Origin of the sequence: Streptomyces sp. NPDC002994 (genome assembly GCF_040611155.1) — a bacterium.
Taxonomy (GTDB): domain Bacteria; phylum Actinomycetota; class Actinomycetes; order Streptomycetales; family Streptomycetaceae; genus Streptomyces.
The window spans coordinates 57,169-81,585 of sequence record NZ_JBEXNQ010000032.1 but is presented as its reverse complement, the minus strand read 5'-3'; the positions used below and the strand labels follow the sequence as shown (position 1 = coordinate 81,585).

General features: G+C 71.2%; 23 protein-coding genes and 1 tRNA gene. 8 read left to right on the top strand and 16 right to left on the bottom strand.

Annotated features, from left to right (window positions below; all coding sequences use genetic code 11):
* Positions 1 to 52 precede the first annotated feature (52 nt).
* From ABZX79_RS32140 to pdhA, 6 genes are all read right to left on the bottom strand, one after another.
* The gene (locus ABZX79_RS32140) at positions 53 to 1,150 is read right to left on the bottom strand and encodes a potassium channel family protein (RefSeq protein ID WP_355265620.1); all 1,098 of its coding nucleotides are present in this window, start codon (positions 1,148 to 1,150) and stop codon (positions 53 to 55) included.
* The gene (locus ABZX79_RS32135; RefSeq protein ID WP_355265617.1) at positions 1,147 to 2,595 is read right to left on the bottom strand and encodes a molybdopterin molybdotransferase MoeA; all 1,449 of its coding nucleotides are present in this window, start codon (positions 2,593 to 2,595) and stop codon (positions 1,147 to 1,149) included. Before ABZX79_RS32135 ends, ABZX79_RS32140 begins: the two co-directional genes overlap by 4 nt.
* Entirely contained in the window at positions 2,592 to 3,479 is an 888-nt protein-coding gene (locus ABZX79_RS32130) for an NTP transferase domain-containing protein (protein WP_355265614.1), read from the bottom strand. The genes ABZX79_RS32135 and ABZX79_RS32130 overlap by 4 nt, the downstream gene beginning before the upstream one ends.
* 198 nt (positions 3,480 to 3,677) lie before the next feature.
* A complete protein-coding gene (locus ABZX79_RS32125) occupies positions 3,678 to 4,997 on the bottom strand; it encodes a dihydrolipoamide acetyltransferase family protein (protein ID WP_355265611.1) in 1,320 nt (439 codons plus the stop codon).
* On the bottom strand, positions 4,997 to 6,025 hold the full coding sequence (locus ABZX79_RS32120; RefSeq protein ID WP_355265608.1) for an alpha-ketoacid dehydrogenase subunit beta: 1,029 nt from the start codon (positions 6,023 to 6,025) through the stop codon (positions 4,997 to 4,999). Before ABZX79_RS32120 ends, ABZX79_RS32125 begins: the two co-directional genes overlap by 1 nt.
* Complete coding sequence (pdhA, locus tag ABZX79_RS32115) at positions 6,022 to 7,161, bottom strand: pyruvate dehydrogenase (acetyl-transferring) E1 component subunit alpha (protein WP_355265605.1); 1,140 nt, start codon at positions 7,159 to 7,161, stop codon at positions 6,022 to 6,024. The genes ABZX79_RS32120 and pdhA overlap by 4 nt, the downstream gene beginning before the upstream one ends.
* A 173-nt stretch (positions 7,162 to 7,334) precedes the next feature.
* Between pdhA and ABZX79_RS32110 the strand changes: the two genes are divergently transcribed.
* Positions 7,335 to 7,874: an Lrp/AsnC family transcriptional regulator gene (locus ABZX79_RS32110; protein ID WP_355265602.1), complete on the top strand. Its 540-nt coding sequence runs from the start codon at positions 7,335 to 7,337 to the stop codon at positions 7,872 to 7,874.
* A gap of 6 nt (positions 7,875 to 7,880) precedes the next feature.
* Here the strand turns inward: ABZX79_RS32110 and ABZX79_RS32105 are convergent, their stop codons facing one another.
* Positions 7,881 to 8,483 (bottom strand): TetR/AcrR family transcriptional regulator, encoded by a 603-nt coding sequence (locus ABZX79_RS32105; RefSeq protein ID WP_355265599.1) that lies wholly within the window; start codon positions 8,481 to 8,483, stop codon positions 7,881 to 7,883.
* Positions 8,480 to 9,991 (bottom strand): 3-hydroxyacyl-CoA dehydrogenase, encoded by a 1,512-nt coding sequence (locus tag ABZX79_RS32100; RefSeq protein ID WP_355265596.1) that lies wholly within the window; start codon positions 9,989 to 9,991, stop codon positions 8,480 to 8,482. The genes ABZX79_RS32105 and ABZX79_RS32100 overlap by 4 nt, the downstream gene beginning before the upstream one ends.
* A 123-nt stretch (positions 9,992 to 10,114) precedes the next feature.
* On the opposite strand from ABZX79_RS32100, the gene paaN reads away from it, so the two are divergent.
* Positions 10,115 to 11,806, top strand: a complete 1,692-nt coding sequence (gene paaN / locus ABZX79_RS32095) for a phenylacetic acid degradation protein PaaN (protein WP_355265594.1) — start codon at positions 10,115 to 10,117, stop codon at positions 11,804 to 11,806.
* Between the two features lie 35 nt (positions 11,807 to 11,841).
* Here paaN and ABZX79_RS32090 read toward each other — a convergent pair whose 3' ends face one another.
* The 3 genes from ABZX79_RS32090 to ABZX79_RS32080 are packed head-to-tail and all read right to left on the bottom strand — an operon-like array spanning position 11,842 to position 14,644.
* The gene (locus ABZX79_RS32090) at positions 11,842 to 12,609 is read right to left on the bottom strand and encodes a TrmH family RNA methyltransferase (protein WP_355265667.1); all 768 of its coding nucleotides are present in this window, start codon (positions 12,607 to 12,609) and stop codon (positions 11,842 to 11,844) included.
* A gap of 14 nt (positions 12,610 to 12,623) precedes the next feature.
* Positions 12,624 to 13,820, bottom strand: a complete 1,197-nt coding sequence (locus tag ABZX79_RS32085; RefSeq protein ID WP_355265591.1) for an HTTM domain-containing protein — start codon at positions 13,818 to 13,820, stop codon at positions 12,624 to 12,626.
* A complete protein-coding gene (locus ABZX79_RS32080) occupies positions 13,817 to 14,644 on the bottom strand; it encodes a DUF5819 family protein (RefSeq protein ID WP_355265588.1) in 828 nt (275 codons plus the stop codon). Before ABZX79_RS32080 ends, ABZX79_RS32085 begins: the two co-directional genes overlap by 4 nt.
* 148 nt (positions 14,645 to 14,792) lie before the next feature.
* On the opposite strand from ABZX79_RS32080, the gene paaA reads away from it, so the two are divergent.
* The 6 genes from paaA to ABZX79_RS32050 all read left to right on the top strand — a co-directional run bounded on the left by paaA (position 14,793) and on the right by ABZX79_RS32050 (position 19,573).
* The gene (paaA, locus tag ABZX79_RS32075) at positions 14,793 to 15,782 is read left to right on the top strand and encodes a 1,2-phenylacetyl-CoA epoxidase subunit PaaA (protein WP_355265585.1); all 990 of its coding nucleotides are present in this window, start codon (positions 14,793 to 14,795) and stop codon (positions 15,780 to 15,782) included.
* Entirely contained in the window at positions 15,779 to 16,066 is a 288-nt protein-coding gene (paaB, locus tag ABZX79_RS32070) for a 1,2-phenylacetyl-CoA epoxidase subunit PaaB (RefSeq protein ID WP_028810644.1), read from the top strand. The genes paaA and paaB overlap by 4 nt, the downstream gene beginning before the upstream one ends.
* Complete coding sequence (gene paaC, locus ABZX79_RS32065; RefSeq protein WP_355265582.1) at positions 16,063 to 16,764, top strand: 1,2-phenylacetyl-CoA epoxidase subunit PaaC; 702 nt, start codon at positions 16,063 to 16,065, stop codon at positions 16,762 to 16,764. Before paaB ends, paaC begins: the two co-directional genes overlap by 4 nt.
* Positions 16,758 to 17,255, top strand: coding sequence for a 1,2-phenylacetyl-CoA epoxidase subunit PaaD (paaD, locus tag ABZX79_RS32060; protein WP_355265580.1), 498 nt, complete (start codon positions 16,758 to 16,760; stop codon positions 17,253 to 17,255). The genes paaC and paaD overlap by 7 nt, the downstream gene beginning before the upstream one ends.
* A complete protein-coding gene (locus ABZX79_RS32055; RefSeq protein ID WP_355265577.1) occupies positions 17,256 to 18,341 on the top strand; it encodes a 2Fe-2S iron-sulfur cluster-binding protein in 1,086 nt (361 codons plus the stop codon).
* Positions 18,342 to 18,439: 98 nt separating this feature from the next.
* On the top strand, positions 18,440 to 19,573 hold the full coding sequence (locus tag ABZX79_RS32050) for an acyl-CoA dehydrogenase family protein (protein ID WP_355265574.1): 1,134 nt from the start codon (positions 18,440 to 18,442) through the stop codon (positions 19,571 to 19,573).
* A gap of 2 nt (positions 19,574 to 19,575) precedes the next feature.
* Here ABZX79_RS32050 and ABZX79_RS32045 read toward each other — a convergent pair whose 3' ends face one another.
* From ABZX79_RS32045 to ABZX79_RS32025, 5 genes are all read right to left on the bottom strand, one after another.
* On the bottom strand, positions 19,576 to 19,920 hold the full coding sequence (locus ABZX79_RS32045) for a rhodanese-like domain-containing protein (protein WP_355265571.1): 345 nt from the start codon (positions 19,918 to 19,920) through the stop codon (positions 19,576 to 19,578).
* A 40-nt stretch (positions 19,921 to 19,960) separates the two neighbouring features.
* Entirely contained in the window at positions 19,961 to 20,860 is a 900-nt protein-coding gene (locus ABZX79_RS32040) for a J domain-containing protein (protein ID WP_355265568.1), read from the bottom strand.
* 34 nt (positions 20,861 to 20,894) lie between these two features.
* On the bottom strand, positions 20,895 to 22,319 hold the full coding sequence (locus ABZX79_RS32035) for a DUF2252 domain-containing protein (RefSeq protein ID WP_355265565.1): 1,425 nt from the start codon (positions 22,317 to 22,319) through the stop codon (positions 20,895 to 20,897).
* A 154-nt stretch (positions 22,320 to 22,473) separates the two neighbouring features.
* Positions 22,474 to 23,472 carry a hypothetical protein gene (locus ABZX79_RS32030; protein ID WP_355265562.1) on the bottom strand — a complete coding sequence of 333 codons (999 nt, stop codon included), beginning with the start codon at positions 23,470 to 23,472 and terminating at the stop codon, positions 22,474 to 22,476.
* A 681-nt stretch (positions 23,473 to 24,153) separates the two neighbouring features.
* Positions 24,154 to 24,236, bottom strand: a tRNA-Leu gene (locus ABZX79_RS32025).
* Positions 24,237 to 24,417: the final 181 nt, after the last annotated feature.

The window sequence follows — 24,417 nt, the reverse complement described above, 5'->3', positions numbered from 1 at the left end:
ACCGGTACGAACCACTCCGCCCACCCGGTTACCTTCTGGTCCGCCTTCGCGGCTACTCCGGCGACGTCAGCCGCATGTCCCCCCCAGTCGAGTTACCGGGAGAGGCGCGCACGATGGTGATCACCCGGTCCGTCAGCTGGAGCGGACTGGCCAGCGGGTCGTCGTAACCCAGCAGCCGGTGCCCGCGCAGGACGCTGACCACCAGGTCCTCGGTCTCCCGCACGTTCCGTCCCACCTCGGCCTTTATCACCGGCCGTTCGATGAGATCGAGGCCGCTGCCCTGCTGGATCAGGTCCTCCATCACCGTGCCCGCGCTGGGGCTGAGTACGGACAGACCCAGCAGGCGGCCGGCCGCACTCGCGCTGGTGATGACGGCGTCGGCGCCCGACTGGCGCAGCAGCGGCGCGTTCTCCTCCTCGCGGACCGCGGCAACGATCTTCGCCCCCCGGTTGAGCTGGCGCGCGGTGAGGGTGACCAGGACCGCCGTGTCGTCACGCTGGGTCGAGATGACGATCTGGCGGGCCCTCTGGACCTCGGCGCGCAGCAGTACGTCGCTGCGGGTCGCGTCGCCCAGGACGCCCGTGAACCCGTCGGCGTTCGCCGCTTCGATGACCTTCGCACTCGGGTCGACGACCACGATCTGCTCTTTCCTGAGCCCCGTGGCCGCCAGGGTCTGGATCGCGGAACGGCCCTTGGTGCCGAATCCGACGATGACGGTGTGGTCGCGCAACTGGGTCCTCCAGCGGTTCAGCCGCCACTCCTCCCGGGTCCTCTCGGTGAGGACTTCGAGAGTGGTGCCGACCAGGATGATCAGAAAGAGCACGCGCAGCGGCGTCACGAGCAGCACATTGGTGAGCCTGGCGCTGTCGCTGTGCGGCACGATGTCGCCGTAACCCGTCGTGGAGAGGGTCACGGTGGAGTAGTAGACGGCGTCGAGGAAGTCGATGCTCTCGTCGGCGTTGTCGTGGTAGCCGGCGCGGTCGGCGTAGACGATGAACACCGTCAGGGCCAGGACCGCCAGCGCCATCAGCAGCCGCTTGCCGACCTGCCGCAGCGGGCGGTCGACGATACGGCGCGGCAGCCTGATCCGAGCGGTGACAAGGTGCTCGTCGGCGTGCCTGGCCATCGCATCGTGGCCGGGAAGTTTCACGTGAAACGTCCTTCTGTGGTCCAGGGCAGATCGAGGATTTCGAGTTCCTGGCCGGCCCGCGCGCCCCCGGGCGGGACGACGGCCAGGCCGTCGGCGGCGGCGATTCCGCGGAGCATCGCCGGACCGTTGTAGTGCAGTGGCACGGCCTGCTCCGCACGGTGGACGACGGGGACGAGCCGGGTGTCGTGCGGATGACCGTTCACCTCGTCCCGTACGGGCGAGAGGTAGGGCGCGAGCGGTGGCCGCTGGGCGCGGGCGCGCAGCAGCGGCTCGGCGAGGGTGAGCAGGCCGGAGACGGCGGCGAGCGGATTACCGGGCAGGCCGACGAGGTACCGGCCATCGGCGCCCCCGCTGAGGCGCGCCAGCAGCATCGGGTGCCCCGGCCGCACCGCGACACCGTCCACCAGCAGCTCGGCGCCCGCCTTGCGCAGGATGGGGTGGACGTGGTCGACGGGACCGGCCGCCGTACCGCCCGTGGTGATGACCAGGTCGGCCTCGGAGGCGGTGACGGCCCGGTGGAGCGCGTCGGCGTCGTCACCGAGATGCCGGGTGCCGATCACCTCGGCGCCGAGGGCGTGCAGCCACGGGCCGAGGAGGGGGCCGAGGGCGTCGCGCACCATCCCGTCGTGCGGCAGCCCTTCGTTCAGCAACTCATCACCCAGTACGAACACTTCGACGCGCGGCCGGGGCACGACGGACAGCCCGTCATAACCAGCGGCCGCGGCCAGCCCGAGGACGGCGGGGGTCACCAGCGCGCCGGCGGGCAGCAACCGGTCGCCGGTACGGCACTCCTGGCCGCGCGGCCGGATGTCCTGCCCCTGGACGACCTCCCGGCGCGCGTACAGCCGCCCCTTGGACTCCTCCAGCCGGGCGTGCTCGCTGCGGATCACGGCGGTCGCGTCGGGCGGGATACGGGCGCCGGTGGCGATGCGTACAGCAGTACCGTCGGCGAGCGCTCCGGGTGCGGCGTGTCCGGCGAGGACCTGGCCGCCCTCTTCGACGCTCCACCACGGCCCCGGCCCGGCGACGGCCCACCCGTCCATGGCGGACGTATCGAAGGACGGCAGGTCGGTGAGGGCGTCCAGAGGCTCGGCGAGGACCTGCCCGAGGGCCTGCCCCAGCGACACCCGCCGCGCACGGGACGCGCCGGCCCCGCCCGCCCGGGCAGCCACGACGCGGGCCTCACTCCACGGCGTGGCGCGGGTGCGGGCCGAGGCCGAGGCCACGGCACCGTCCCTCCCCGAGTCCGCGACGTCGGTACGAGCCGACGGCGCGGGCTCGGCACCAGGTTGCCGAGCGGGACCGGCGCGGCCGGCCTCGCCGGCCTGACCGGTCTCCTGGCTCGGCCGCTGCGGCGATTGCTCCGGCTCCCCGCCGGCCGGTGATCCCTGCGCCCGCCGGACGAGAGCGAGTGCCTCGTCGACCTCGCGGTCCTCCTGGCTCACCCCGCGCCGTCTTCCGTGCCGTGTCCCGCGGCCTCGCCCTTGGGCTCTTCCTCTTCCGCCCAGCGGGCGGCGAGAGCTGCGGCCTTGCGAGCCGCTTCGGCCACGGCCTGCGGCCCGTCCCCGCCGGCCTTCGCCGCCGCGTAGCCGACCAGGAAGGTGGTGAGCGGGGCGGCGGGCCTGGCGACACCGTGCGCGGCGTCGCGGGCGAGGTCGAGCAGGACGTTGATGTCGACATCCAGCTCGATGCCGAGTTCGTCCTTGACTGCGGTCATCCATTCATCCAGCACGTGTCCATGCTCCCTGATCCTGGACCGGGCTGCGGCAATGTCTTCCCAGGTGTCGCAGTCGAAGGAGTCGAGCGGCCCGGCGGCGACGCGCGACAGGGCGAGTTCGTGCGTGAGCAGTCGGAGCGGCAAGCCGGTGAGGCTGCCGTGCTCGGTGGCGAGGAGGGCCAGTTCGCGGCGCAGTGGTTCGGCGCGGTAGGCGGCGACGAGCGGCTGGTCGCGCCCGCCCGCGTCCACGAGCAGCGCCGCCTCGCGCCCGCTGCGGTCCAGCGCGTCGAGGAGCCGCTGAACCGTCCCGCTCTGAATAAAGGGCAGATCGGCGGAGAGTACGAGCAAGGTCTCCGCGGTGGTACGCCGCACCCCGGCGTCGAGCGCGGCCAGCGGCCCGCCCCCGGCCGGTTCCTCACGCGCCCACTCGACGGCGCGTACGGTCGCCCGCCGCCCGCCGACGACGACGGTGGTTCCGGCCCCGCGGCAGACGCCCAGGACCCGGTCGAGCAGCGTCCGCCCGCCCACGCGCACACCGGGCTTGTCCACCCCACCGAGCCGCTTGGCGGCCCCTCCGGCCAACACGATGGCGTCGTACGCGGTCGCGGTCATGCGATGAGTATGCGGGGCGGGGCTGTTCTTCCGCCGCGTGGGGGGCAACGCCCCCAGCCCCCAGCCCCCAGACAACACAGACGCCGTGCGGGCGTGTCCTGAAACGCCGGACGGGCTGGATATCGCGCCCAGCGGCACATCCAGCCCCTCCGGCGCTTGAGAGCGGGGTCTGGGGCAGCGCCCCCACGCGGCGGCAGGCTAAAGCGTCCGCAGCAGCACCGCCGGCCGCTCCACGCAGTCCGCCACGTACCGCAGGAACCCACCCGCGGTCCCCCCGTCACACACCCGGTGGTCGAACGTCAGCGACAACTGCACAACCTTGCGCACCGCCAGCTCACCCTCATGCACCCACGGCTTCGGCACGATCCGGCCGACCCCGAGCATCGCCGCCTCCGGGTGATTGATGATCGGCGTGGACCCGTCGACCCCGAACACCCCGTAGTTGTTCAGCGTGAACGTGCCACCGGTCAGCTCCGCCGGCGTCAGCGCCCCCTTCCTGGCCGACTCCGTCAACCGGGCGAACTCCGCACTCAGTTCATCCACGTTGCGGGCATGCGCGTCCCGTACGACGGGAACGACCAGCCCCCGCTCCGTCTGCGCCGCGAACCCGAGGTTCACACCGGGCAGCCGCACGATCTCGCGGGAGGCCATGTCCACGGTGGAGTTGAGCTCCGGGAAGCGGGCAAGCGCGGCCGTACAGATACGGGCGAGGAGCGCGATGACAGAGACCGGTGGCCCGCCGGCCTGGTTCATCGACGTACGAGCCGCCATGAGCTCGGTCGCGTCCGCGTCCACCCAGCAGGTGGCGTCCGGAATCTCGGTGCGGCTGCGCGACAGCTTGTCCGCGACGGCGCCGCGCATCCCGCGCAACGGAACGCGTTCGCCCACAGCGGCGGAAGCCGCCGCGGGCACCGGCGTCGGCACGGCCGCCGCCCCACGAATCGCACCCTCCACGTCGGATCGCAGGATGAGACCATCGGGCCCGGAGCCCTTCAGCGCCCGCAGATCCAGACCGTTCTCGCGCGCCAGCCGCCGCACCAGCGGCGAAATGACCGGCACGGGCCCGTCACTCTCGACCGCCACCGCCACCGCGGCAGCGGCCTCAGCCACCGCCACAGAGCCGGCAGACCCAGCAGCCGTGGCAGACCCGGCAGCCGCGGCCGGCCGGATACGCCGCCGCCGCGCCACCGCTGCCCCCGTGCCGTACCCCACCAGCACGTTCCCCGACGACTCCGCGTCAGCAGGAGCGGCCTGAGGCGCCGCAGCCGCAGCCGCCCCGACCGCGACCGTCAGCAGCGGCGACCCGACCGGCAGTTCGGTCCCCTCCTCGCCGTAGCGGGCGGTCACCACGCCCCCGTACGGGCACGGCACTTCCACCATCGCCTTGGCCGTCTCGACCTCGACGACCGGCTGGTCGACGGCGACCACGTCGCCGACCTCCACCAGCCAGCGCACGATCTCCGCCTCGGTAAGCCCCTCACCGAGGTCCGGCAGCCTGAATTCCAAGACCTGCGGCATCAGATGCCCGCCTCCCACTGGAGCCGCGCGACCGCGTCGAGCACCCGGTCCACTCCCGGCAGATGGTGCCGCTCCAGCATCGGCGGCGGATACGGAATGTCGAACCCGGCGACCCGCAGCACCGGCGCCTCCAGATGATGGAAGCACCGCTCCGTCACCCGGGCGGCGATCTCCCCGCCGGGCCCGCCGAAGCCGGTGGACTCGTGGACGACGACCGCCCGCCCGGTACGCCGTACCGAGCCCGCCACCGTCTCGTCGTCGAACGGCACGAGCGAGCGCAGGTCCACGACCTCCAGGTCCCAGCCCTCCGCCTCGGCCGCCTCCGCCGCCTCCATGCACACCGGCAGGGACGGCCCGTACGTGATCAGCGTCGCGCTGCGGCCCGAGCGGCGTACGACCGCACGCCCGATCGGCTCGACGGCGGTGGGCGCCTCCGGCGACCACGCCGCCTTCGACCAGTAGAGCCGCTTCGGCTCCAGGAAGACCACGGGATCGTCCGACGCGATCGCCGCCCGCATCAGCCCGTACGCGTCCTCGACCGTCGCCGGCGTCACGACATGGAGCCCCGGAGTCGCCATGTAGTACGCCTCGGACGAATCACTGTGGTGCTCGACGCCGCCGATCCCGCCGCCGTACGGCACCCGGATCACCATCGGCATCGGCATCGCCCCGCGCGTGCGGTTTCGCATCCGCGCCACATGGCTGATGAGCTGCTCGAACGCCGGATACGCGAACGCGTCGAACTGCATCTCGACGACGGGCCGCAGCCCGTACATCGCCATGCCCACGGCCGTTCCCAGAATCCCCGCCTCAGCGAGCGGCGTGTCCGTGACCCGGTCCTCGCCGAACTCCTTCACGAGCCCGTCGGTGACCCGGAAAACCCCGCCGAGCGCGCCGACGTCCTCGCCCATCACATGGACACTCGGGTCCTCGGCCATCGCGTCGCGCAGCGCACGCCCGAGGGCCTGCGCCATCGTCGCGGGCTTGGCGGGCTTCGCGTCGACGGCGGTCGCCGCTGCTGTCGTCATCGCTCGTCCTCCGCATCGAGCTCGGCCCGCAACAGGGCTTCCTGCTCCCGAAGGTGCGCGGTCTTCTCGGCGTAGACGTGCGCGAAAAGGTCCATGGGATCGAGCACCGGGTCCGCGTTCATCCGCTCCCGCAGTTCCGCCGCCATCGTCTCCGCCGCCTCGCGGGCCTGCTGCACGGCGTCCTCGTCAAGCATTCCGCGCTCCTTGAGCTCCCGCTCAAGCAGCTGGACAGGGTCATGGGCGCGCCACGCCTCGACCTCCGCCTCGCCCCGGTAGCGGGTCGCGTCGTCGGCGTTCGTGTGGGCCTCGATGCGGTACGTGACGGCCTCGACCAGCGTCGGACCACCACCCCGCCGGGCCCGCTCCACCGCCTCGGCCAGCACCTCGTGCACGGCGGCGGCGTCATTGCCGTCGACGAGCCGGCCCGGCATTCCGTACCCGACGGCCTTGTGGGCCAGGGACGGGGCCGCGGTCTGCTTGGCGAGCGGCACGGAGATCGCGAAGCCGTTGTTCTGCACGAGGAAGACGACCGGTGCCTGCCAGACGGCGGCGAAGTTCAGCGCCTCGTGGAAGTCGCCCTCGCTGGTGCCGCCGTCGCCGACCATGGCGAGCGCGACCACGTCGTCGCCCTTGAGGCGCGCGGCGTGCGCCAGGCCCACGGCGTGCGGCAGCTGGGTCGCGAGAGGGGTGCACAGCGGCGCGATGCGGTGCTCACGCGGGTCGTAACCGGTGTGCCAGTCGCCCCGCAGCAGCGTCAGCGCCTGTACGGGGTCCAGCCCGCGCGCCACGGCGGCCAGCGTGTCCCGGTAGCTCGGGAAGAGCCAGTCCCGGTCCTCCAGGACGAGCGCGGCCGCGACCTCGCAGGCCTCCTGCCCGGTGCTGGAGGGGTAGACGGCGAGGCGGCCCTGCTTGGTGAGGGCGGTCGCCTGCGCGTTGTACCTGCGGCCGCGTACCAGCTCCGCGTACAGCCGCCGCATCAGCGCGGCGTCGAGCCGGTCGGCGGCGTCGGTGCCGAGCACGCGGTACGGCTCGCTGTCAGGCAGCAGCGGCGCGGGGTCCGTGCGGGGCCTCCAGGCCGGGGGAGGGGTGGGCCGGTAGGCGGCGGCACCGGGCAGTTCCATGGTGCTCTTCTTCATCGCGTGCACCTCCTCGTGGGAGCGGTGAGAAGGCACAGCAATGTGGTGTGCCTCACCTACCGATTGTTCGGTCGTGGACGCAATTTGGCTACAGGCACCTCCAGCCTGTGGACAAACGGTTCTGCACAGCCTGGGATAGAGGCAGGTCGTCCATGAGAGGGAGGCGGGGGGACATGGCAGCTGAACAAATGGCCGACGCGGGAGCGGGCCCTCCCGCACGCCCGCTGGACGCCATCGACCGCGACATCCTGCGCATGCTCCAAACGGACGGCCGCGCGTCGATACGGTCCGTGGCCGAGCGGGTGCATGTCTCGCGCGCCAACGCCTACGCGCGCATCAACCGCCTCATCGACGACGGAGTCATCCGCGGCTTCAGCGCACGCGTGGACCACGAACGCGCGGGGCAGGGAGCATCGGCGTACATCACGCTCAAGATCGTGCAGAACTCCTGGCGCACGGTCCGCGAACGGCTTCAGGAACTGCCCGGCGCCGCGCACATCGCGCTGGTCAGCGGGGACTTCGACGTACTGCTGCTCGTGCACACGGCGGACAACAGGGCGCTGCGCGAGCTCGTACTGACGAAGATCCAGTCGATACCGGAAGTGCTCAGCACGCGCACCCTGCTGGTCTTCGAGGAGACGGATCTCGACTCGGCGGCCTCCCCACAGCCGCCGCAGTCACTTCAACCGCCCCAGTCACCCCCGGAGCTGTGAGCCACCTCAGCGGCTGGTCCGCAGCCCGTCGAACGCCAGCCGCACCACGGTCTCGGCGAGCTGCTCCCCGTCCACGCCGCCATGGCCCTCGGCCGCCTGCGGCCGGTACCACTCCACCAGCGAGTTGACCATTCCGAAGAGCAGTCGCGTCGCCATGCGTATGTCCACATCGGTGCGCAGGTCACCGTCGGCGGCCGCCGCCTTCATCAGATCGGCCACCCGCTGGTCGAACTCGCGGCGCCGCTCCAGCGCCCAGCGCTCGGCCTTCGTATTGCCGCGTACGCGAAGGAGCAGCGTGACGTACGGCAGCTCGGCCATCAGCACCTCCACGGTGCGCCGGGTGACGTACTCCACCCGCTCGATCGCCCGCCCCCGCACCGCGCCCGGCTCGTCGAGGATCCCGAAGAGCCCGTCGAGGGCCCGGCTGACCGCGCGGCGCAGCAGCTCCTCCTTGCCCGCCACGTGGTGATAGATCGAGGACTTCGAGATGCCGGCGGCCTTGGACAGGTGCTCCATGGACGTGCCGTCGTAGCCACGCTCGTTGAAGACCCGGACAGCCACCGTCAGAAGGGTCTCGGGGGTGTACGTGTCGCGCTTGGCCGTGGTCATGAGGCGCCCTCTTCCTTGGCGGCGAACGCCTGCCGGTAAAGCGCCAGGGACGGGGCGTAGCGCCCGGTCGGGCAGCACTCGTGCAGGTTCTCCAGCAGGTCGTACGCCCAGTCCTGGCCGAGCGCACTGCTCCATTCGACCGGCCCCAGGGGGTAGTTCACGCCAAGACGCATCGCCGTGTCGATGTCCTCGGGCGAGGCGACGCCCCGCGCGACGGCGTCCGCCGCCAGGTCGACGATCATGGCGACCGTACGGGCGACGATCATGCCGGGCACGTCGCCGATGACGCTGACGTCCTTGCCGAGCTTCTGGAAGAGCCCGGTGGCTTCGGCGAGCGCCCGCGCGGACGTGTCCTCGGAGGCGGAGAGCGCGATACGGGTCGCTCCCCGGTAGTCGAGGGCGAGGTCGAAATAGACGACGTCCGCGTACTCCACGGAGGTCCGTCCGTCGGCCGGTACGAGCTGTCCTTCACCCGGCAGCTCGATGTACGGGCCGCCCGCCTCCACCCGCTCCACGGCGATGCCCGCCTCCTCCATCATCGCGACGAGCACGTCGGCGTGGCCGAGGTCCCCGACGACGGTGACAGCTTCGGGGGCGGCCTCGGGAGCAGCCGTACGGGGAGCGGGCTTCGCCGCACCCTCGCCTCCGTACGGGAACCATCCGTGGCCCGACTTACGGCCGAGGCGGCCCGACTCGACGAGGCGGCGCTGGGCGAGCGAGGGAACGAACTTGGGGCTCTGGAAGAACGACTCCCAGACCGACCGGCTGACCGCTTCGTTGACGTCCTGTCCGATCAGGTCGGTCAGCTCGAAGGGGCCCATCCTGAAGCCGCCCGACTCGCGCAGTACGGCGTCAATGGTGGCCGGGTCCGCGCCCTGTTCCTCGTACACCGCGAAGGCCTCGGCGTAGAAGGGGCGGGCGATGCGGTTCACGATGAAACCGGGGGTGTCCGCGCAGCGCACCGGGGTCTTGCCCCAGGCGGCCGCTGTCGCCCACGCGCGCGTGGCGCTCGTTTCGTCGGTCGCGAAGCCGCTGACGACCTCGACCAGGGGCAGCAGGGGCGCGGGATTGAAGAAATGCAGCCCCACGAAGCGGCCGGGGTTCTTCAGGGGACCCGCGATGGCCGTGACGGAGAGGGAGGAAGTGTTGGTGGCAAGCAGGCAGTCCTCGGAAACGATCGCTTCGAGGGCGGTGAACAGCTCCTGCTTGACCGAAAGCTTCTCAACAATCGCCTCGACGACGAGTGAGGCGTCGGCGAGCTCGGAGAGATCGCTCGCCGCGTGCAGCCGGGCGCGGGCGCTGTCCGCTTCCGCGCGGTCGAGCCGGCCCTTCTCGACGAGCCGGTCCAGGCGCGCGCCGACGGCCTCGGCGGCCTCCTGGGCGCGCCCCGGGGCGGCGTCGTAAAGACGCACCGGGTGGCCCCCGAGGAGAGCGACCTGGGCGATGCCCTGACCCATGGTGCCGGTGCCTACGACGGCGACGCTGCGGGCTCGATCGATAGCTGTCATGACCCGATCCTCCCGTATGAGTTATCCACAGGTTTTACCGGGCCCTCTTGTCCCGACCGATCGTTCGGTTACTGTATCCGTGTCCGCCTGTCCCTGCCCAGCTCGACGAGGAGTTGGTCCGCCGTGGCCGCCGAACTCACCACTTCCCAGCTGTCCCAGAAGCACCGGGCCACACTGGCCCAGGCGCTCGAGGTGATCCGCACCCGGGCGTACTGGTCCCCGCACCCCGAGCACCCCAAGGCGTACGGCGAGAACGGCAGCCTGAGCGCCGCCGAAGGACTCGCGGCCTTCCAGGCCCTGCACGGCACCCGCTTCGCACTCGACCAGCCCGGCACCGACGGCTGGACGGGCGCCGAGGTATCGCCGTACGGCCCGGAACTGGGCGTCGAGTACCCGCACGCCGACCTCGACGTACTCCTGCCGGCGATGCGGGCGGGCATGGGCGCCTGGCGGGAGGCCGGACCGGAGACCCGCGCCCTGGTCTGCCTCGAAATCCTGTCGCGCATCAGCGCCCGTACGCACGAGTTCGCGCACGCGGTCATGCACACCAGCGGCCAGGCCTTCATGATGGCGTTCCAGGCCGGCGGCCCGCACGCCCAGGACCGCGGCCTGGAGGCCGTGGCGTACGCGTACGGGGAGCAGATCCGTACGCCCGAGGCCGCCGAGTGGTCCAAGCCGCAGGGCAAGCGCGACCCGCTCAACCTGAGCAAGTCCTTCACCGCCGTCCCGCGCGGCATCGCCCTGCTCATCGGCTGCAACACCTTCCCGACGTGGAACGGCTACCCGGGCCTCTTCGCCTCCCTCGCCACCGGCAACCCGGTCCTCGTCAAGCCGCACCCCCGCGCGGTCCTGCCGCTGGCCCTCACGGTCAAGGTCGCCCGCGAGGTCCTCACCGAGGCCGGCTTCGACCCGAACCTGGTGGCGCTGGCGGTCGAGCGCCCGGGCGAGGGCATCGCCAAGACGCTTGCGACCCGCCCGGAGATCCGGATCATCGACTACACGGGGTCCACCTCGTTCGGCGACTGGCTGGAGACCAACGCCCGCCAGGCGCAGGTCTACACCGAGAAGGCCGGCGTCAACACGGTGGTGATCGACTCCACCGACGACTACAAGGGAATGCTGTCCAACCTGGCGTTCTCGCTGTCCCTCTACAGCGGCCAGATGTGCACGACCCCGCAGAACCTCCTGATCCCCAGGGACGGGATCATGACGGACGCCGGTGCCAAGACCTACGACGAAGTCGTCTCCGACCTCGCGGCCTCCGTCGCCGCACTCCTCGGTGATGACGCCCGCGCCAACGCGCTGCTCGGCGCACTGGTCAACCCCGACGTGAAGGCCCGCCTCGAAGCGGCCGCGGGAATGGGCGAAGTGGCGCTCCCCTCACGGGAGATCACGAACCCGGACTTCCCTGGAGCGGTGGTCCGTACGCCGGTCATGGTCAAGCTCGACGGCGCCAAGCCCGACGCGGAAGCGGCCTACATGTCCGAGTGCTTCGGCCCGGTCTCCTTCGCCGTCGCCGTCGACTCCACGGAAGACGGCCTGGAGCTGCTGCGCCGTACGATCCGCGAGAAGGGCGCGATGACGGTCGGCGCCTACACCACGTCGCAGATCACGGAGGCCGCCATCGAGGAAGTCTGCCTGGAGGAGTCCGCGCAGCTTTCGCTGAACCTGACGGGCGGGGTGTACGTCAACCAGACCGCGGCGTTCTCCGACTTCCACGGCTCGGGCGGCAACCCGGCGGCCAACGCCGCCCTGTGCGACGCGGCGTTCGTCGCCAACCGCTTCCGGGTGGTGGAGGTCCGCAGGCAGGCGTAGCCGGTCAGCTGATCGCCCGCCCCCACCTCAGCCCTTCAGGCAGGGGTGGGGGCGGGCGGTCCGCCCCAGTGGAACAGCGTCATGGCGACACTCGTGGCGAGGTTGTAGCTGGACACCTGCGGTCTCATGGGGAGGGACACCAGCTTGGTCGCCCTGCTCCGCAGCTCGGGTGAGATCCCGTGCCGCTCGGAGCCGAACGCTACGAGCGCGTCGTCGGGGACCTTCACGGACCGGATGTCCTCGCCCTCCGGGTCCAGTACGTACAGCGGACCGGGCGGCAGTTCGTCAAGGCTCCTGCGCTCGACGGCCGTGGCGTAGTGCAGCCCCGCTCCGGCACGCACCACGTTCTGGTGCCAGGGGTCCATGTCGCCGGTGGTGACCACGCCCGTGGCACCGAATCCGGCAGCCAGGCGCACCACCGCTCCGACGTTGCCGAGATTTCGAGGGTTGTCGAGCACGACGATCGGAGACAGTCGGGGCAGCCGGGACAGCGTCTGGGCGTTGGCCCGGGCATCGCGCCGGACGGCCAGTGCGGCCATCCCCGTGGTGTGAACCCTGGGGACCAGCTCACGCAAGGCGTGTGCCGGAATTTCGACGACGGACTGGGCGATCACGTCCGACACGTCATCGGCCAGCTCCCGCGCGAGCGCCACCGCGGCCTGCCGGTCGCTCGTCACCGTCATGCGCACGTCCGCGCCGAAGCGCAGCGCGTGCTTGATAGCATGGAACCCGTCGAGCAGAACGGTGTTCGCGGCTGCCTCACGCCACTGCCGCATCACAGCCTCGGCCACGTCCTCGGTCATGGCCACGTCGTCCGTCATGACTTCAGCCTACGGGGGCGTCCGACCAGGCCCGATACGTCGAGCCGCGCCGCCCACCGGCCGATACGCCGCAGGAAGCCGGTCGGCAGGAAGACCGCGTCGGCGGCGATCATCGCGAGCGAGAAGAAGGGCAGCCCGAGCAGCACAGCGATCGCCGCGTGCTCAGTGATCATGACGGCGAGCAGGACATTCTTGACCTGCCGGTTGAAGAGCGTGAAGGGGAACGCGACCTGGACGGCCACCGTCCCGTACGTCAGCAGCATCACGATCACGCCGCTGGAGGCAAGCAGCCCGGAAAGCACGGGCCAGGGCGAGAAGTAGTCCAGGTGCAGCGGGTAGTAGAGCGCGGTGCCGTCCTGCCAGCGCGAGCCCTGGATCTTGTACCAGCCGGCGGTCGCGTAGACGAGACAGACCTCTGCCATGATCACGAAAAGGCCGGCGTTGTGCGCGAGGTTGGCGATGACGTCCAGCAGGATGCGCGGCTGCCCGGGCGCGTACCGGCCGGCCGCCCACCACAGGCCGTGTACGACCAGCAAGCCCCAGAAGATCAGCAGCCAGCCGCCGCTGAGCTCGCCCGTGAACGTGAGCGCGACAAGACAGGCACCGAGCGCACCCCACAGGGCCGGCCCCACCTGGTCGCCGCGAGAGGGGTCGCGCCGCGCGTCCAGCGACCAAACCTGCCCGCACCGCGTCAGCACCAGGTAGATCGCCATCAGGTGGATGACGTTGTCGCCGCCGTCGCCCATGAAGATGCTGCGGTTCTGCAGCGACAGCACGCCGATCATGAAGAGGACGGACATGGTCCGGGTCCGCCAGCCCAGCATCAGCAGCGCCGCCGACACGACCGCGAACCCGTAGACGATCTCGAACCAGAGCGAGCTCTCCGACCACATCAGCGCGGTGAAAGCGTGATTGTTCGCTATCAGCTGCTGGGCCATGTCCCAGTTCCACGGCCCGTCCGGCCCGTACAGCTCCCGGCGGTGGGGGTATTCCCAGAGGAGGAAGAGCAGCCAGGTCAGCGAGAACCCGATCCGGACGACGGCGCTCTGGTACGGCCCGAGGGCGGTGGAGGTGACGCGCTGAACGGCGCGCGCGAGCTTACGGGCCGGAGCGCGGCCGGGGGCGCGGCCCGCGGCACGGCCCGGCGTACCGCCGGGGGCGCGGTCGGGAGTGCGGACGGACGACGAGCTCACCGGGACGCCTCCGATGCGCGCCGGGCGCCCTCCGGAAGATCCCCCTCGATCACCGGCCACCACGGAAGCACTCGGTGGGCCGGCCGGCCGTTCGTCTTCTCGTCGCTCCACGCCGGCGCCTTCACCCACATCGTCTCGGACCTGACCTGTATCCGCTCGACCTTGCCGCCCAGGTCCTGGTCGGCGAGGCGCAGCATGACGGTGCGGCGCACATAGCGCTCGGCAAGGGCGCCGCGCATGCCGTTCGGCTTGTTCGCGTTGTCGTGCGAGGCGGTGTAGAAGTCCCAGGCGCGCCGGAGCGCGTTCTGGACGGTGTGGCTCGGCAGCAGATTGCCGCGGATCGCTTCACCGTCCTGGGCGGAGAGGTCGATCCAGTCGCTGGTCTTCCACTGCCCGTCGGCCGTACGGACTTGTGCCCGTACCTGTACGGAAATGTTCTGCTGGAGCGGATTGGGAGCGAAGAGCTTCCAGTTCTGCTCGAACTCGGGGTAGACCCAGTCGTCTATGGCCTCACCGTTCTGCTTGGTGAGGGTGTTGGACGGTGCGACGTGCAGGAAAATCATCCCGAGGTGCACACACGCGATGACGCCGACGACGGCGAGCGCGAGGGCTGCCACGGCCTGATACGGGAGTGAGAGCGCCGCGATGCCGCCGCTCGGTATGCCAGGGCCGGGAGGGTCCTCGGGGGCGCCCACGGCGTCCGGAGGCCCTGCGGACTCCGCGGCGTCCGGGACTTCCGGTACCGCCTCGGGGGCCTCCGTGGCGCCCGGGACGAAACCCGCCGCCCGCCCGGCGGTCACGCCCCTGTCGTCGTACGAATCCATCCCGCCCCGATCACCGTCGGTCCACCTCAGTTATCCACAGGGTTGACACCCTACGGGCCGTCGACTCACCATTGAAGTCATCGAACCGAACGATCGGTCGGTCGGTTGGCCGCTCGGCAAGAAGCGGCAGGGACGGCAGGGGGCTCGGATGGCTACAGCAGCTGCGCACCGTACGACGGCTGAGGCGCAGGCCGGACAGGCGGAGCAGGAGGCCGCGTACGAAGCGGCGTTCAACACCGCGGTCGCCGCGGACGAGCGCATCGAGCCCCGGGACTGGATGCCCGACGCCTACCGGGCCTCGCTGGTCCGCCAGATGGCGCAGCACGCCCACTCGGAAATCATCGGCATGCAGCCGGAGGCGAACTGGATCACCCGCGCGCCCTCCCTGCGCCGCAAGGCGATCCTGATGGCCAAGGTGCAGGACGAGGCGGGGCACGGGCTCTACCTCTACAGCGCCGCCGAGACCCTGGGCACCGGCCGCGAAGAGCTGCTCGACAAGCTCCACTCCGGCCGCCAGAAGTACTCCTCGATCTTCAACTACCCCACCCTGACCTGGGCCGACGTCGGCGCCATCGGCTGGCTGGTCGACGGCGCCGCGATCACCAACCAGGTGCCGCTGTGCCGCTGCTCCTACGGCCCGTACGCCCGCGCGATGGTCCGGATCTGCAAGGAGGAGTCCTTCCACCAGCGGCAGGGGTACGAGCTGCTGCTGCACCTCAGCAAGGGAACGCCGGAGCAGCACGCGATGGCGCAGGACGCGGTGGACCGCTGGTGGTGGCCGTCGCTGATGATGTTCGGCCCGCCGGACGACGAGTCCGCCCATTCGGCGCAGTCCATGGCCTGGAAGATCAAGCGGCACTCGAACGACGAGTTGCGCCAGCGCTTCGTCGACATCGCCGTCCCGCAGGCCGAGGCCCTCGGGCTCACCCTGCCCGACCCGGACCTGCGGTGGAACGAGGACCGCGGGCAGTACGACTTCGGTGCGATCGACTGGGACGAGTTCTGGGACGTACTGAAGGGCAACGGTCCCTGCAACGAGCAGCGGATCACGCAGCGGCGCACGGCGCACGAAGAGGGCGCCTGGGTCCGGGAAGCGGCAAGCGCGTACGCCGCGAAGCATGGGAAGGCAGCAGCATGACGAACTCCGACTGGCCGCTGTGGGAGGTGTTCGTGCGCTCGCGCCGCGGACTGTCCCACACTCACGCCGGCAGCCTGCACGCGCCGGACGCGGAGATGGCCCTGCGCAATGCCCGCGACCTCTACACCCGCAGGTCCGAGGGCGTCTCGCTGTGGGTGGTGCCGTCATCGGCGATCACCGCGTCCTCGCCCGACGAGAAGGACCCGTTCTTCGAACCGGCCGCCGACAAGCCCTACCGGCACCCGACCTTCTACGAGATCCCCGAGGGAGTGAGGCACCTGTGACCGCGGCCCTCGCCCTGGGCGACGACGCGCTGGTGCTCTCGCACCGGCTGGGGGAGTGGGCGGGACACGCCCCGGTGCTCGAAGAGGAAGTGGCCCTCGCGAACATCGCGCTGGACCTGCTGGGGCAGGCGCGGATCCTGCTCTCGCTCGTCGGTGACGAGGACGAGCTGGCGTACCTCCGCGAAGAGCGTGCCTTCCGCAATCTCCAGCTGGTCGAGCAGCCGAACGGCGACTTCGCGCAGACCATCGCCCGCCAGCTCTACTTCTCCACCTACCAGCGGCTGCTGTACGGCCAACTGGCGGCCGACGAAGGCGAGTTCGCGCCGCTGGCGGCGAAGGCGGTCAAGGAGGTGGCCTACCACCAGGACCACGCCGAGCAATGGACACTGCGCCTGGGCGACGGCACGGACGAGAGCCACGAGCGCATGCAGCGGGGCTGTGACGCGCTGTGGCGGTTCACCGGTGAGATGTTCCAGCCCGTCGAGGGCGTCGACGTCGACTGGCAGAAGCTGGAGACCGGCTGGCGAGAGTCGGTCGGCGCCGTGCTGGAGCGGGCGACTCTGACCGTGCCCGAGGGGCCGCAGAGCGGAGCCTGGGCGGCGGGCGCGGGCCGCCAGGGACTGCACACCGAACCGTTCGGGCGGATGATCGCCGAGATGCAGCACCTGCACCGCAGTCACCCGGGGGCGACATGGTGACCGAGACGCACCTGGAGGCCGAGCTGCGCAGGGTCGCGGGCTCGGTCCCCGACCCGGAACTGCCGGTGCTCACCCTGGAGGAGCTCGGCGTCCTGCGCGCCGTCCACGTCCACGGGCCCGGCAGGGTCGAGGTCGAGCTGACGCCGACGTACACCGGCTGCCCGGCGATCGAGGCGATGTCCTCGGACATCGAGCGTGTGCTGCACGACCACGGCATACCGGAGGTCTCGGTCCGCACGGTCCTGTCCCCGGCCTGGTCGACGGACGACATCAGCGCGGAGGGCCGCCGCAAACTGGCCGAGTTCGGCATAGCGCCCCCGCGCCCGCAGCCCGCCGACGGCGGCCCCGTGCCCCTCACCCTGTCGGTGCGCTGCCCGCACTGCGGCTCCACGGACACGGAGCTGCTCAGCCGGTTCTCCTCCACCGCGTGCAAGGCGCTGCGCCGCTGCGTTTCCTGCCGTGAACCGTTCGACCACTTCAAGGAGTTGTAGATGCTGTCCTCAAGCGCCGGACGGGCCGAGTTCCATCCGCTCCGGGTCCGCGAGGTCGAGCGGCTCACCGACGACTCCGTGGCCGTCACCCTCGACGTGCCGCCCGAGCTCCGCGAGACCTTCCGCCACACACCCGGCCAGCACATCGCGCTGCGCCGCGTCGTGGCGGGCGAGGAGATCCGCCGTACGTACTCGATCTGCGCCCCGGCCACCGAAGCCCCACTGGAGCCGGTGCTGCGGGTCGGCATCCGGCTCGTCGACGGCGGCGACTTCTCGACGTACGCCCTCAAGGAACTGAACGTGGGCGACACGGTCGAGGCCATGACCCCGACCGGCCGCTTCGTCCTGGAGCCCCGCCCGGGTCGCTTCGCGGCGATCGTGGGCGGCAGCGGCATCACGCCGGTGCTGTCGATGGCGGCGACGGTGCTGGCGCGCGAGCCCGACGCCAGTTTCTGCCTGCTCCGCAGCGACCGCACGGCGGCTTCGACGATGTTCCTGGAGGAGGTCGCCGACCTGAAGGACCGCTGTCCGGACCGTTTCCAGCTGGTCACCGCGCTCTCCCGGGAAGAGCAGCAGGCGGGACTGCCGTCGGGCCGCCTCGACGAGGAGCGGCTGACCGGGCTGCTGCCCGCGCTGCTGCCGGTGGCGGAGGTGGACGGCTGGTTCCTGTGCGGGCCCTTCGGTCTCGTCCAGGGCGCCGAGCGGGCACTGCGCGCTCTCGGGGTGCCCAGGAACCGTATCCACGAGGAGATCTTCCACGTCGACGACGGGACGGGAACGGTCACCAGCGGTACGGCGACGGCGCCCACGAGCAGCACCCTCACCGCCACGCTCGACGGCCGGTCGGGCAAGTGGCCGGTACAGGACGGCGAATCGCTGCTGGAGACGGTGCTGCGCAGCCGCGCGGACGCGCCGTACGCCTGCAAGGGCGGCGTCTGCGGGACCTGCCGGGCCTTCCTGGTCTCCGGTGAGGTGCGGATGGACCGCAACTACGCGCTGGAGCCGGAGGAGACGGAAGCCGGCTACGTCCTGGCCTGCCAGTCGCACCCGGCGACGCCGGAAGTGGAACTGGACTTCGACCGCTGACGCCCAGCCCGTTCCCGCACCTTCCCTTCACCTAGAACCTGTTCTATCTTGACGGTCCGTCAGGTGAATGCGGTACCGGTCACGGGAGGGCAAGGGACGTGGACTTCACCTTCACCGAGGAGCAGCAGGCGGCCGTCGAAGCCGCGAAGGCCGTCTTCTCGGGCGTCACGCCCGACCAGGTCCCCAGCCCCGCACTCACCCCGGGCGCGGTGGCCGAGGACTTCGACCGGCCACTGTGGGCCGGGCTCGCCGGTAGTGATCTGCTGAGCCTGGTCCTGGCCGCCGAACACGGCGGGGCAGGCCTCGATCCCATCGCGCTGTGCCTCGTGCTGCGCGAGTCCGCGAAGGTGCTCGCCCGCGTACCGCTGCTGGAGACCAGCGCGGTCGCGATGACCGTACAGGCCTACGGCAGCCCCGAGTTGGCCGCCGAGATCCTTCCCCGCGTCGGCCGCGGCGAACTGGTGCTGACGGCCGCCGCCAACGGCCGCACCGGCCACGACCCGGCCGAGCTCGCCGTCACCGCACTGCGGGACGGCGAGCAATGGCTGCTCGACGGGGTACAGACGGGCGTGCCCTGGGCGCAGAGCGCGGACCGTATCGCCGTACCCGCGCACACCGGCGCGGGCCGCGCCGTGCTCGCCCTGGTCCCCCGCGCCCACCCGGGCGTCACGCTCGCCGACCAGGTCTCCACCAGCGGCGAACGCCTCGCCGAGGTCCGCCTCGATTCCGTACGCCTCACCGCACCTCAGGTGATCGACACCGAGGGCGCCTGGGAGTGGCTGCGCGATCTCCTCACCACCGGCACCTGCGCGCTCGCGCTGGGGCTCGGCGAGCGCGTACTGGCCATGACGAGCGAATACACCGGCAAACGCGAGCAGTTCGGCTTCCCCGTCGCCACCTTCCAGGCCGTGGCCGTCCAGGCAGCCGACCGCTACATCGACCTACGTGCCATGGAAGTCACCCTCTGGCAGGCCGCCTGGCGGCTGTCCACGGGATCGCACGGCGCCCTGCCCGTGACGGGCGATGTGGCGGTGGCCAAGATCTGGGCGTCCGACGGTGTACGCCGCGTCGTGCAGACCGCGCAGCATCTGCACGGCGGCTTCGGCGCGGACACCGACTACCCCCTGCACCGCTACCACGCGTGGGCCAAGCAGATCGAGCTCTCACTCGGCCCGGCCGCCGCGCACGAGGAGGCACTGGGCGACCTGCTGGCCGCCCACACTCTCGGCTGAGATCAGAGGACGAAGGCCGGGCTTCCGCTGTCGGTGACCATCGGGCGCCCGGCGCCGTCCCAGGCGAGCATCCCGCCGTCGACGTTCACCGCGTCCAGGCCCTGCTGCACCAGGTACTGCGTGACCTGCGCGGACCGGCCACCGACCCGGCACATCACGTGCACCCGACGGCCGTCCTCCGCCGCTTCGGTGAGCTCACCGAAGCGGCCCACGAAGTCACTCATCGGGATGTGCAGCGCGCCCTCGACGTGACCGGCTGCCCACTCGTCGTCCTCACGTACGTCCAGCACGAGGCCGTCGGCCGGCACCGCCGCGGCGTCGACCGAAGGGAGCGTGGCGAAATTCATGGGTCATGCCTTCTTTCGTACGTACACAGTGTCCGGCAACCTACTGCACCAGTTTCGCCAAATCCGCCTCGCGCTCGGAGACCCGCGCGAGCAGTTGCTCGGCGATCTCCTCCAGCAGCCGGTCCGGATCCTCGGGTGCCATCCGCAGCATCGACCCGATGGCGCTGTCCTCCAGCTCCTGGGCGATCACCGACAGCAGCTCCTTGCGCTGCGAGAGCCACTCCAGCCGGGCGTAGAGCTCGTCACGCTCCGGCTGCTGCTCCTCGGGCACCGGCCCCGCGGCCCACTCCTGCGCGAGGGCGCGCAGCTGGTCCACATCACCGCGCCCGTACGCGGCATTGACCCGCGTAATGAACTCGTCCCTGCGACCCCGCTCCGCCTCGTCCTGCGCCAGGTCCGGGTGCGCCTTGCGGGCCAGCTCCCGGTAGAGCTTGCGCGCCTCCTCGGTCGGCCTGACCCGCTTCGGCGGCTGCACGCTCTGCCCGGTGAGCATCGCCGACGCCTCGGGCGAAAGGCCGTCCGAGTCCATCCAGTCGTGAAACAGCTCCTCGACACCGGGCATCGGCATGACGACGGCCCGCGCCTCGTCCGCCTTGCGGCGGTCTTCCGGATCGCCGGTACGGGCGGCCGTGGCCTCCGCGATCTGGGCGTCCAGCTCGTCCAGGCGCGCGTACATCGGTCCGAGCTTCTGGTGATGGAGCCGGGAGAAGTTCTCCACCTCGACCCGGAAGGTCTCCACCGCGATCTCGAACTCGATCAGTGCCTGCTCGGCGGCGCGCACGGCCCGCTCCAGCCTGGCCTCGGGCCGCTCCGGAGCCTCGGTGGTCTGCGGCTCGGCAGCCTCACGTCCGGCCTCGCGCCCGGCCTCATGCCCGGCCGCGTGCGGGTCCTGCGCGTCATCGTTCCGGGTCGTCGGCTCCCCGTGAGCTTCCTGAGTCACCCGCCCAGCGTACGGGCGGCAGGGGTCCCCGTGCTCACACCCCTGTCTCGGCGGCTATTCGCCCGTCCTTGACCGCCGCCACCAGATCGGCGTGATCCGCTTCCGTACGGTCCGCGTACGCCACCGCGAACCGCGCCACCGCGTCGTCGAACTCCTCGTTCTTCCCGCAGTACCCGGCGACCAGCCGGGGGTCGACGCTGTGCGCGTGGGCCCGCGCCAGCAGCGCCCCGGTCATCCGCCCGTAGTCGTCCAGCTGACCGGGTTCGAGCGCCGCCGGATCCACGCTGCCCTTGCGGTTCCTGAACTGCCGTACCTGGAAGGGCCGCCCTTCCACCTCGGCCCAGCCCAGCAGGTTGTCGCTGACCACCTGCATCCGCTTCTGCCCGAGCACCACCCGCCGCCCCTCGTGCCCGGCCGCCGGCGCCTCGAAGCCGGCGAGAGGCAGGTAGGGCGCCAGCGCCGAGGCCCGCGCCTCCTTCACCTGGAGCACCAGCGGCTCGCCCCGGTGGTCGAGCAGCAGCACCACATACGACCGCGTCCCGACGCTGCCGGTGCCGACCACCCGGAACGCCACATCGTGGATCGCGTACCGCGCCAGCAGCGGCAGCCGGTCCTCCGGAAGCGTCTTGAGATACCCGCCCAGCGCCGAAGCGACCGCGGACGCCTCCGCGTCCGTCACCCGCCGCAGCACCGGCAGCGCGTCCACGAAGCGCCGTGTCCCGCCGGGCCCCTCGGCCGTCGCCCTGGCGGCGAAGCGCGCGCTGGTGTTGTTACGGGCCTTCTCCGCGACCCGCTCCAGCGTGCCGAGCAGATCCCGCGCGTCCGTGTGCGAGACCAGCTCCTCGTCGGCGATCGCGTTCCACGCGTCCAGCACCGGCATCCTGGCCAGCAGCCGCATCGTCCGCCGGTACGCCCCGACCGCGTCGAAAGCCGCCTGCCGGCAGACGTCCTCGTCGGCCCCGGTCTGGCGCCCCGCCAGCACCAGTGACGCCGCGAGCCGCTTGACGTCCCACTCCCACGGGCCGACGACGGTCTCGTCGAAGTCGTTCAGGTCGATGACCAGGCGGCCGCGCGCATCGCCGTACAGACCGAAGTTCGCCGCATGCGCGTCACCGCATATCTGCGCGCCCAGCCCCGTGACGGGCGTACCCACCAGGTCGTGCGCCATCAGTGCGGCCGCGCCGCGCAGGAAGGCGAAGGGGGAAGCGGCCATACGCCCGACCCTTATCGGCGTCAGCTCGGGCACCCGGCCGCGACTGGACTCCTCGACCGCCCGCACCGCGTCGGGCCGCCGCACCGCGAGCACCAGCGAATCGTGCGAGGCCCTGGGCACCCGCGACCGCAACGCCTTGCCCTCGTCCTTGGGCGATGCGTTGGGCGATCCGTCCCCCGTACACCGCGCGAAGCCAGGCACCGCGGGAATACGCCCCCCGGACAGCACCGTCTCGTTCCCGGCCATGGTGCGCCGCCTCCCCCCGCCCTCGCCCAGCACCGGCTGCCGTCGGCAGCAGCCGCCAACATCAACTGCTCACGACCGTACCGCCGCCCCCCGACACCCGTCTCCCCCTGTGGACAACCCCTGTGGACAACCGGACCGACCCCGACAGCCAGGTTCACCGCAGCGTGAGCGTGACGACCGTCGCCGTCCCCACGGGCCCGTCCGTGACGATCGTGCGTACGTCGGACTCGCGCCCAGAGTCCGACCGCGCCGACCGCGCCAGCCGCTCCAGCCCCGCCGCATCCGGCTGCAGCCGCCCCCGCTCGAAGACCACCAGGCTCACCAGCGTCCCCTCAGGCACCCGCAGTCGCATCCTCCGGTACTGCGCGTACGTCACCGCGTCGCACCCGGAGTACCAGCCGAGCTCCGGCTCGTACCCCGTCACCACCAGACACGGACGCCCCTGCGCCGCCGCCCCGATCTCCCGCGCGACCAGCACCGTCGACGAGGCCAGCCGCGTCGGCCCCGGCATGGCGCCGTGCGCCACGACCTGCGTCGTGCCCAGCACAGTGATCCCGGCCAGCGCCGCCACGGCGGCCAGCACGGCCGCGCTCCGCGCCGCCCCCACCAGCTCGGCCACCGCCTGCACACCGAGCACGGTGAGAAGAACAACAGCGAGGTAGACGAACCGCGGCTCCCCGTCCGTCGCCACGCCGAGGACCACGAAGACCAGCACCGCGGCCGTTCCCAGGAACACCCGCCGCCGGTCATCCGCACGCACCCCGCAGCTCCCGCCGCGCCCACCGCGGATTCGCCGCAGCGCCGCCCCGGCCGCCCACAGCCCCGCGACCATCACCACCGCACCGAGATCCCCTGCCAGCCGGTACGGAAAGATCGCCAGGTAATAGACGAGCCCGTCACCCACGTACTCACGATTAGCCTGCGAAGTCGCCGACAGAACCATCCCGAGCGGCGACCCCGTCTCCCGTACGGCATGCACAAGATGCGGTACGAGCCCGATCACCAGCAACACGGCCCCCGCCAGCCGCCGCCCCTGAGCCACCCACGCGCGCGGGCCGTACGCGAACAGCGCGGCGAGCCCGACCGCCAGCAGGTTCCCCACCACGCCGTACCGCAGATAGAAGGCAGCCAGCGCGGCGACCGGCACCCCCACAGCGCCCGGGACCCCTCCTTCTCCTGCGCACGCACCAGCAGGAAGACGACGACCAGCACAAGCCCGGTCGCCCCGATGTCATTGAGGTACTCCGGCACTCTGCGCAAGAACCCCAGCCCGCTCAGCAGCACCAGCACGACCACCACCGCACGCCGCCGCGAAGTCCAGGCGGCCGCGACGAGGTACGTCACCGTCAGCGTCCCCAGCACCAGCACGAGCCCCACCGCCCGCAGCGCCCCCACACCGCCACCCACAGCCCCACCACCGTCGCCGTACAGCCACAGAGCCAGCGCCCCCAGCGCCGGAAGCCCCACAGGCCGGTAGACGCCCCAACCCGCGTCCGGCGTCCCGTCCACCCAGAAGCGCGCCTTGTTCGCGTACACCGCTTCCTCATGACCGAGGTACGGCTCGAAATCCTGCAACGCCACCCACACCCCGGCGACCAGCGCCAACACCCCCACGGCGTACGCCCAGGAAGGCACCCGCCGCAACGCCTGCACAGCGCGCCGCCAGGGCGGGGGTATTCGCTCCCCTCACAGCGGCCGCGACATCAGCCACGCGCCACGACAACGGCAGCCTTCCTGCGGCTCACCCCGAGATCCCCCACCCCGAACAGAACCCACAAACAGAAACGGGCCCCATCGCGTAAACGATGAGGCCCGGATCATGGGTCAAACTAAGTGCGCGAGGGGGGATTTGAACCCCCACGTCCCTAAGGACACTGGCACCTGAAGCCAGCGCGTCTGCCGTTCCGCCACTCGCGCATGAGTGGTGCCGTTCGAATCTCTCACTGGTTTGTGCGAGCGCCTGACGACATGCAGAAGATTAGCACGGTGGCCAGGGTGGATTCACACCCGTTGTTCGGGGGGACCCGAGGAAGGGAACGAGGAAGGAACCAGGTGCGGACGACGGGCAGCAAGGAAGGGACCGAGCCCAGAGAACGAT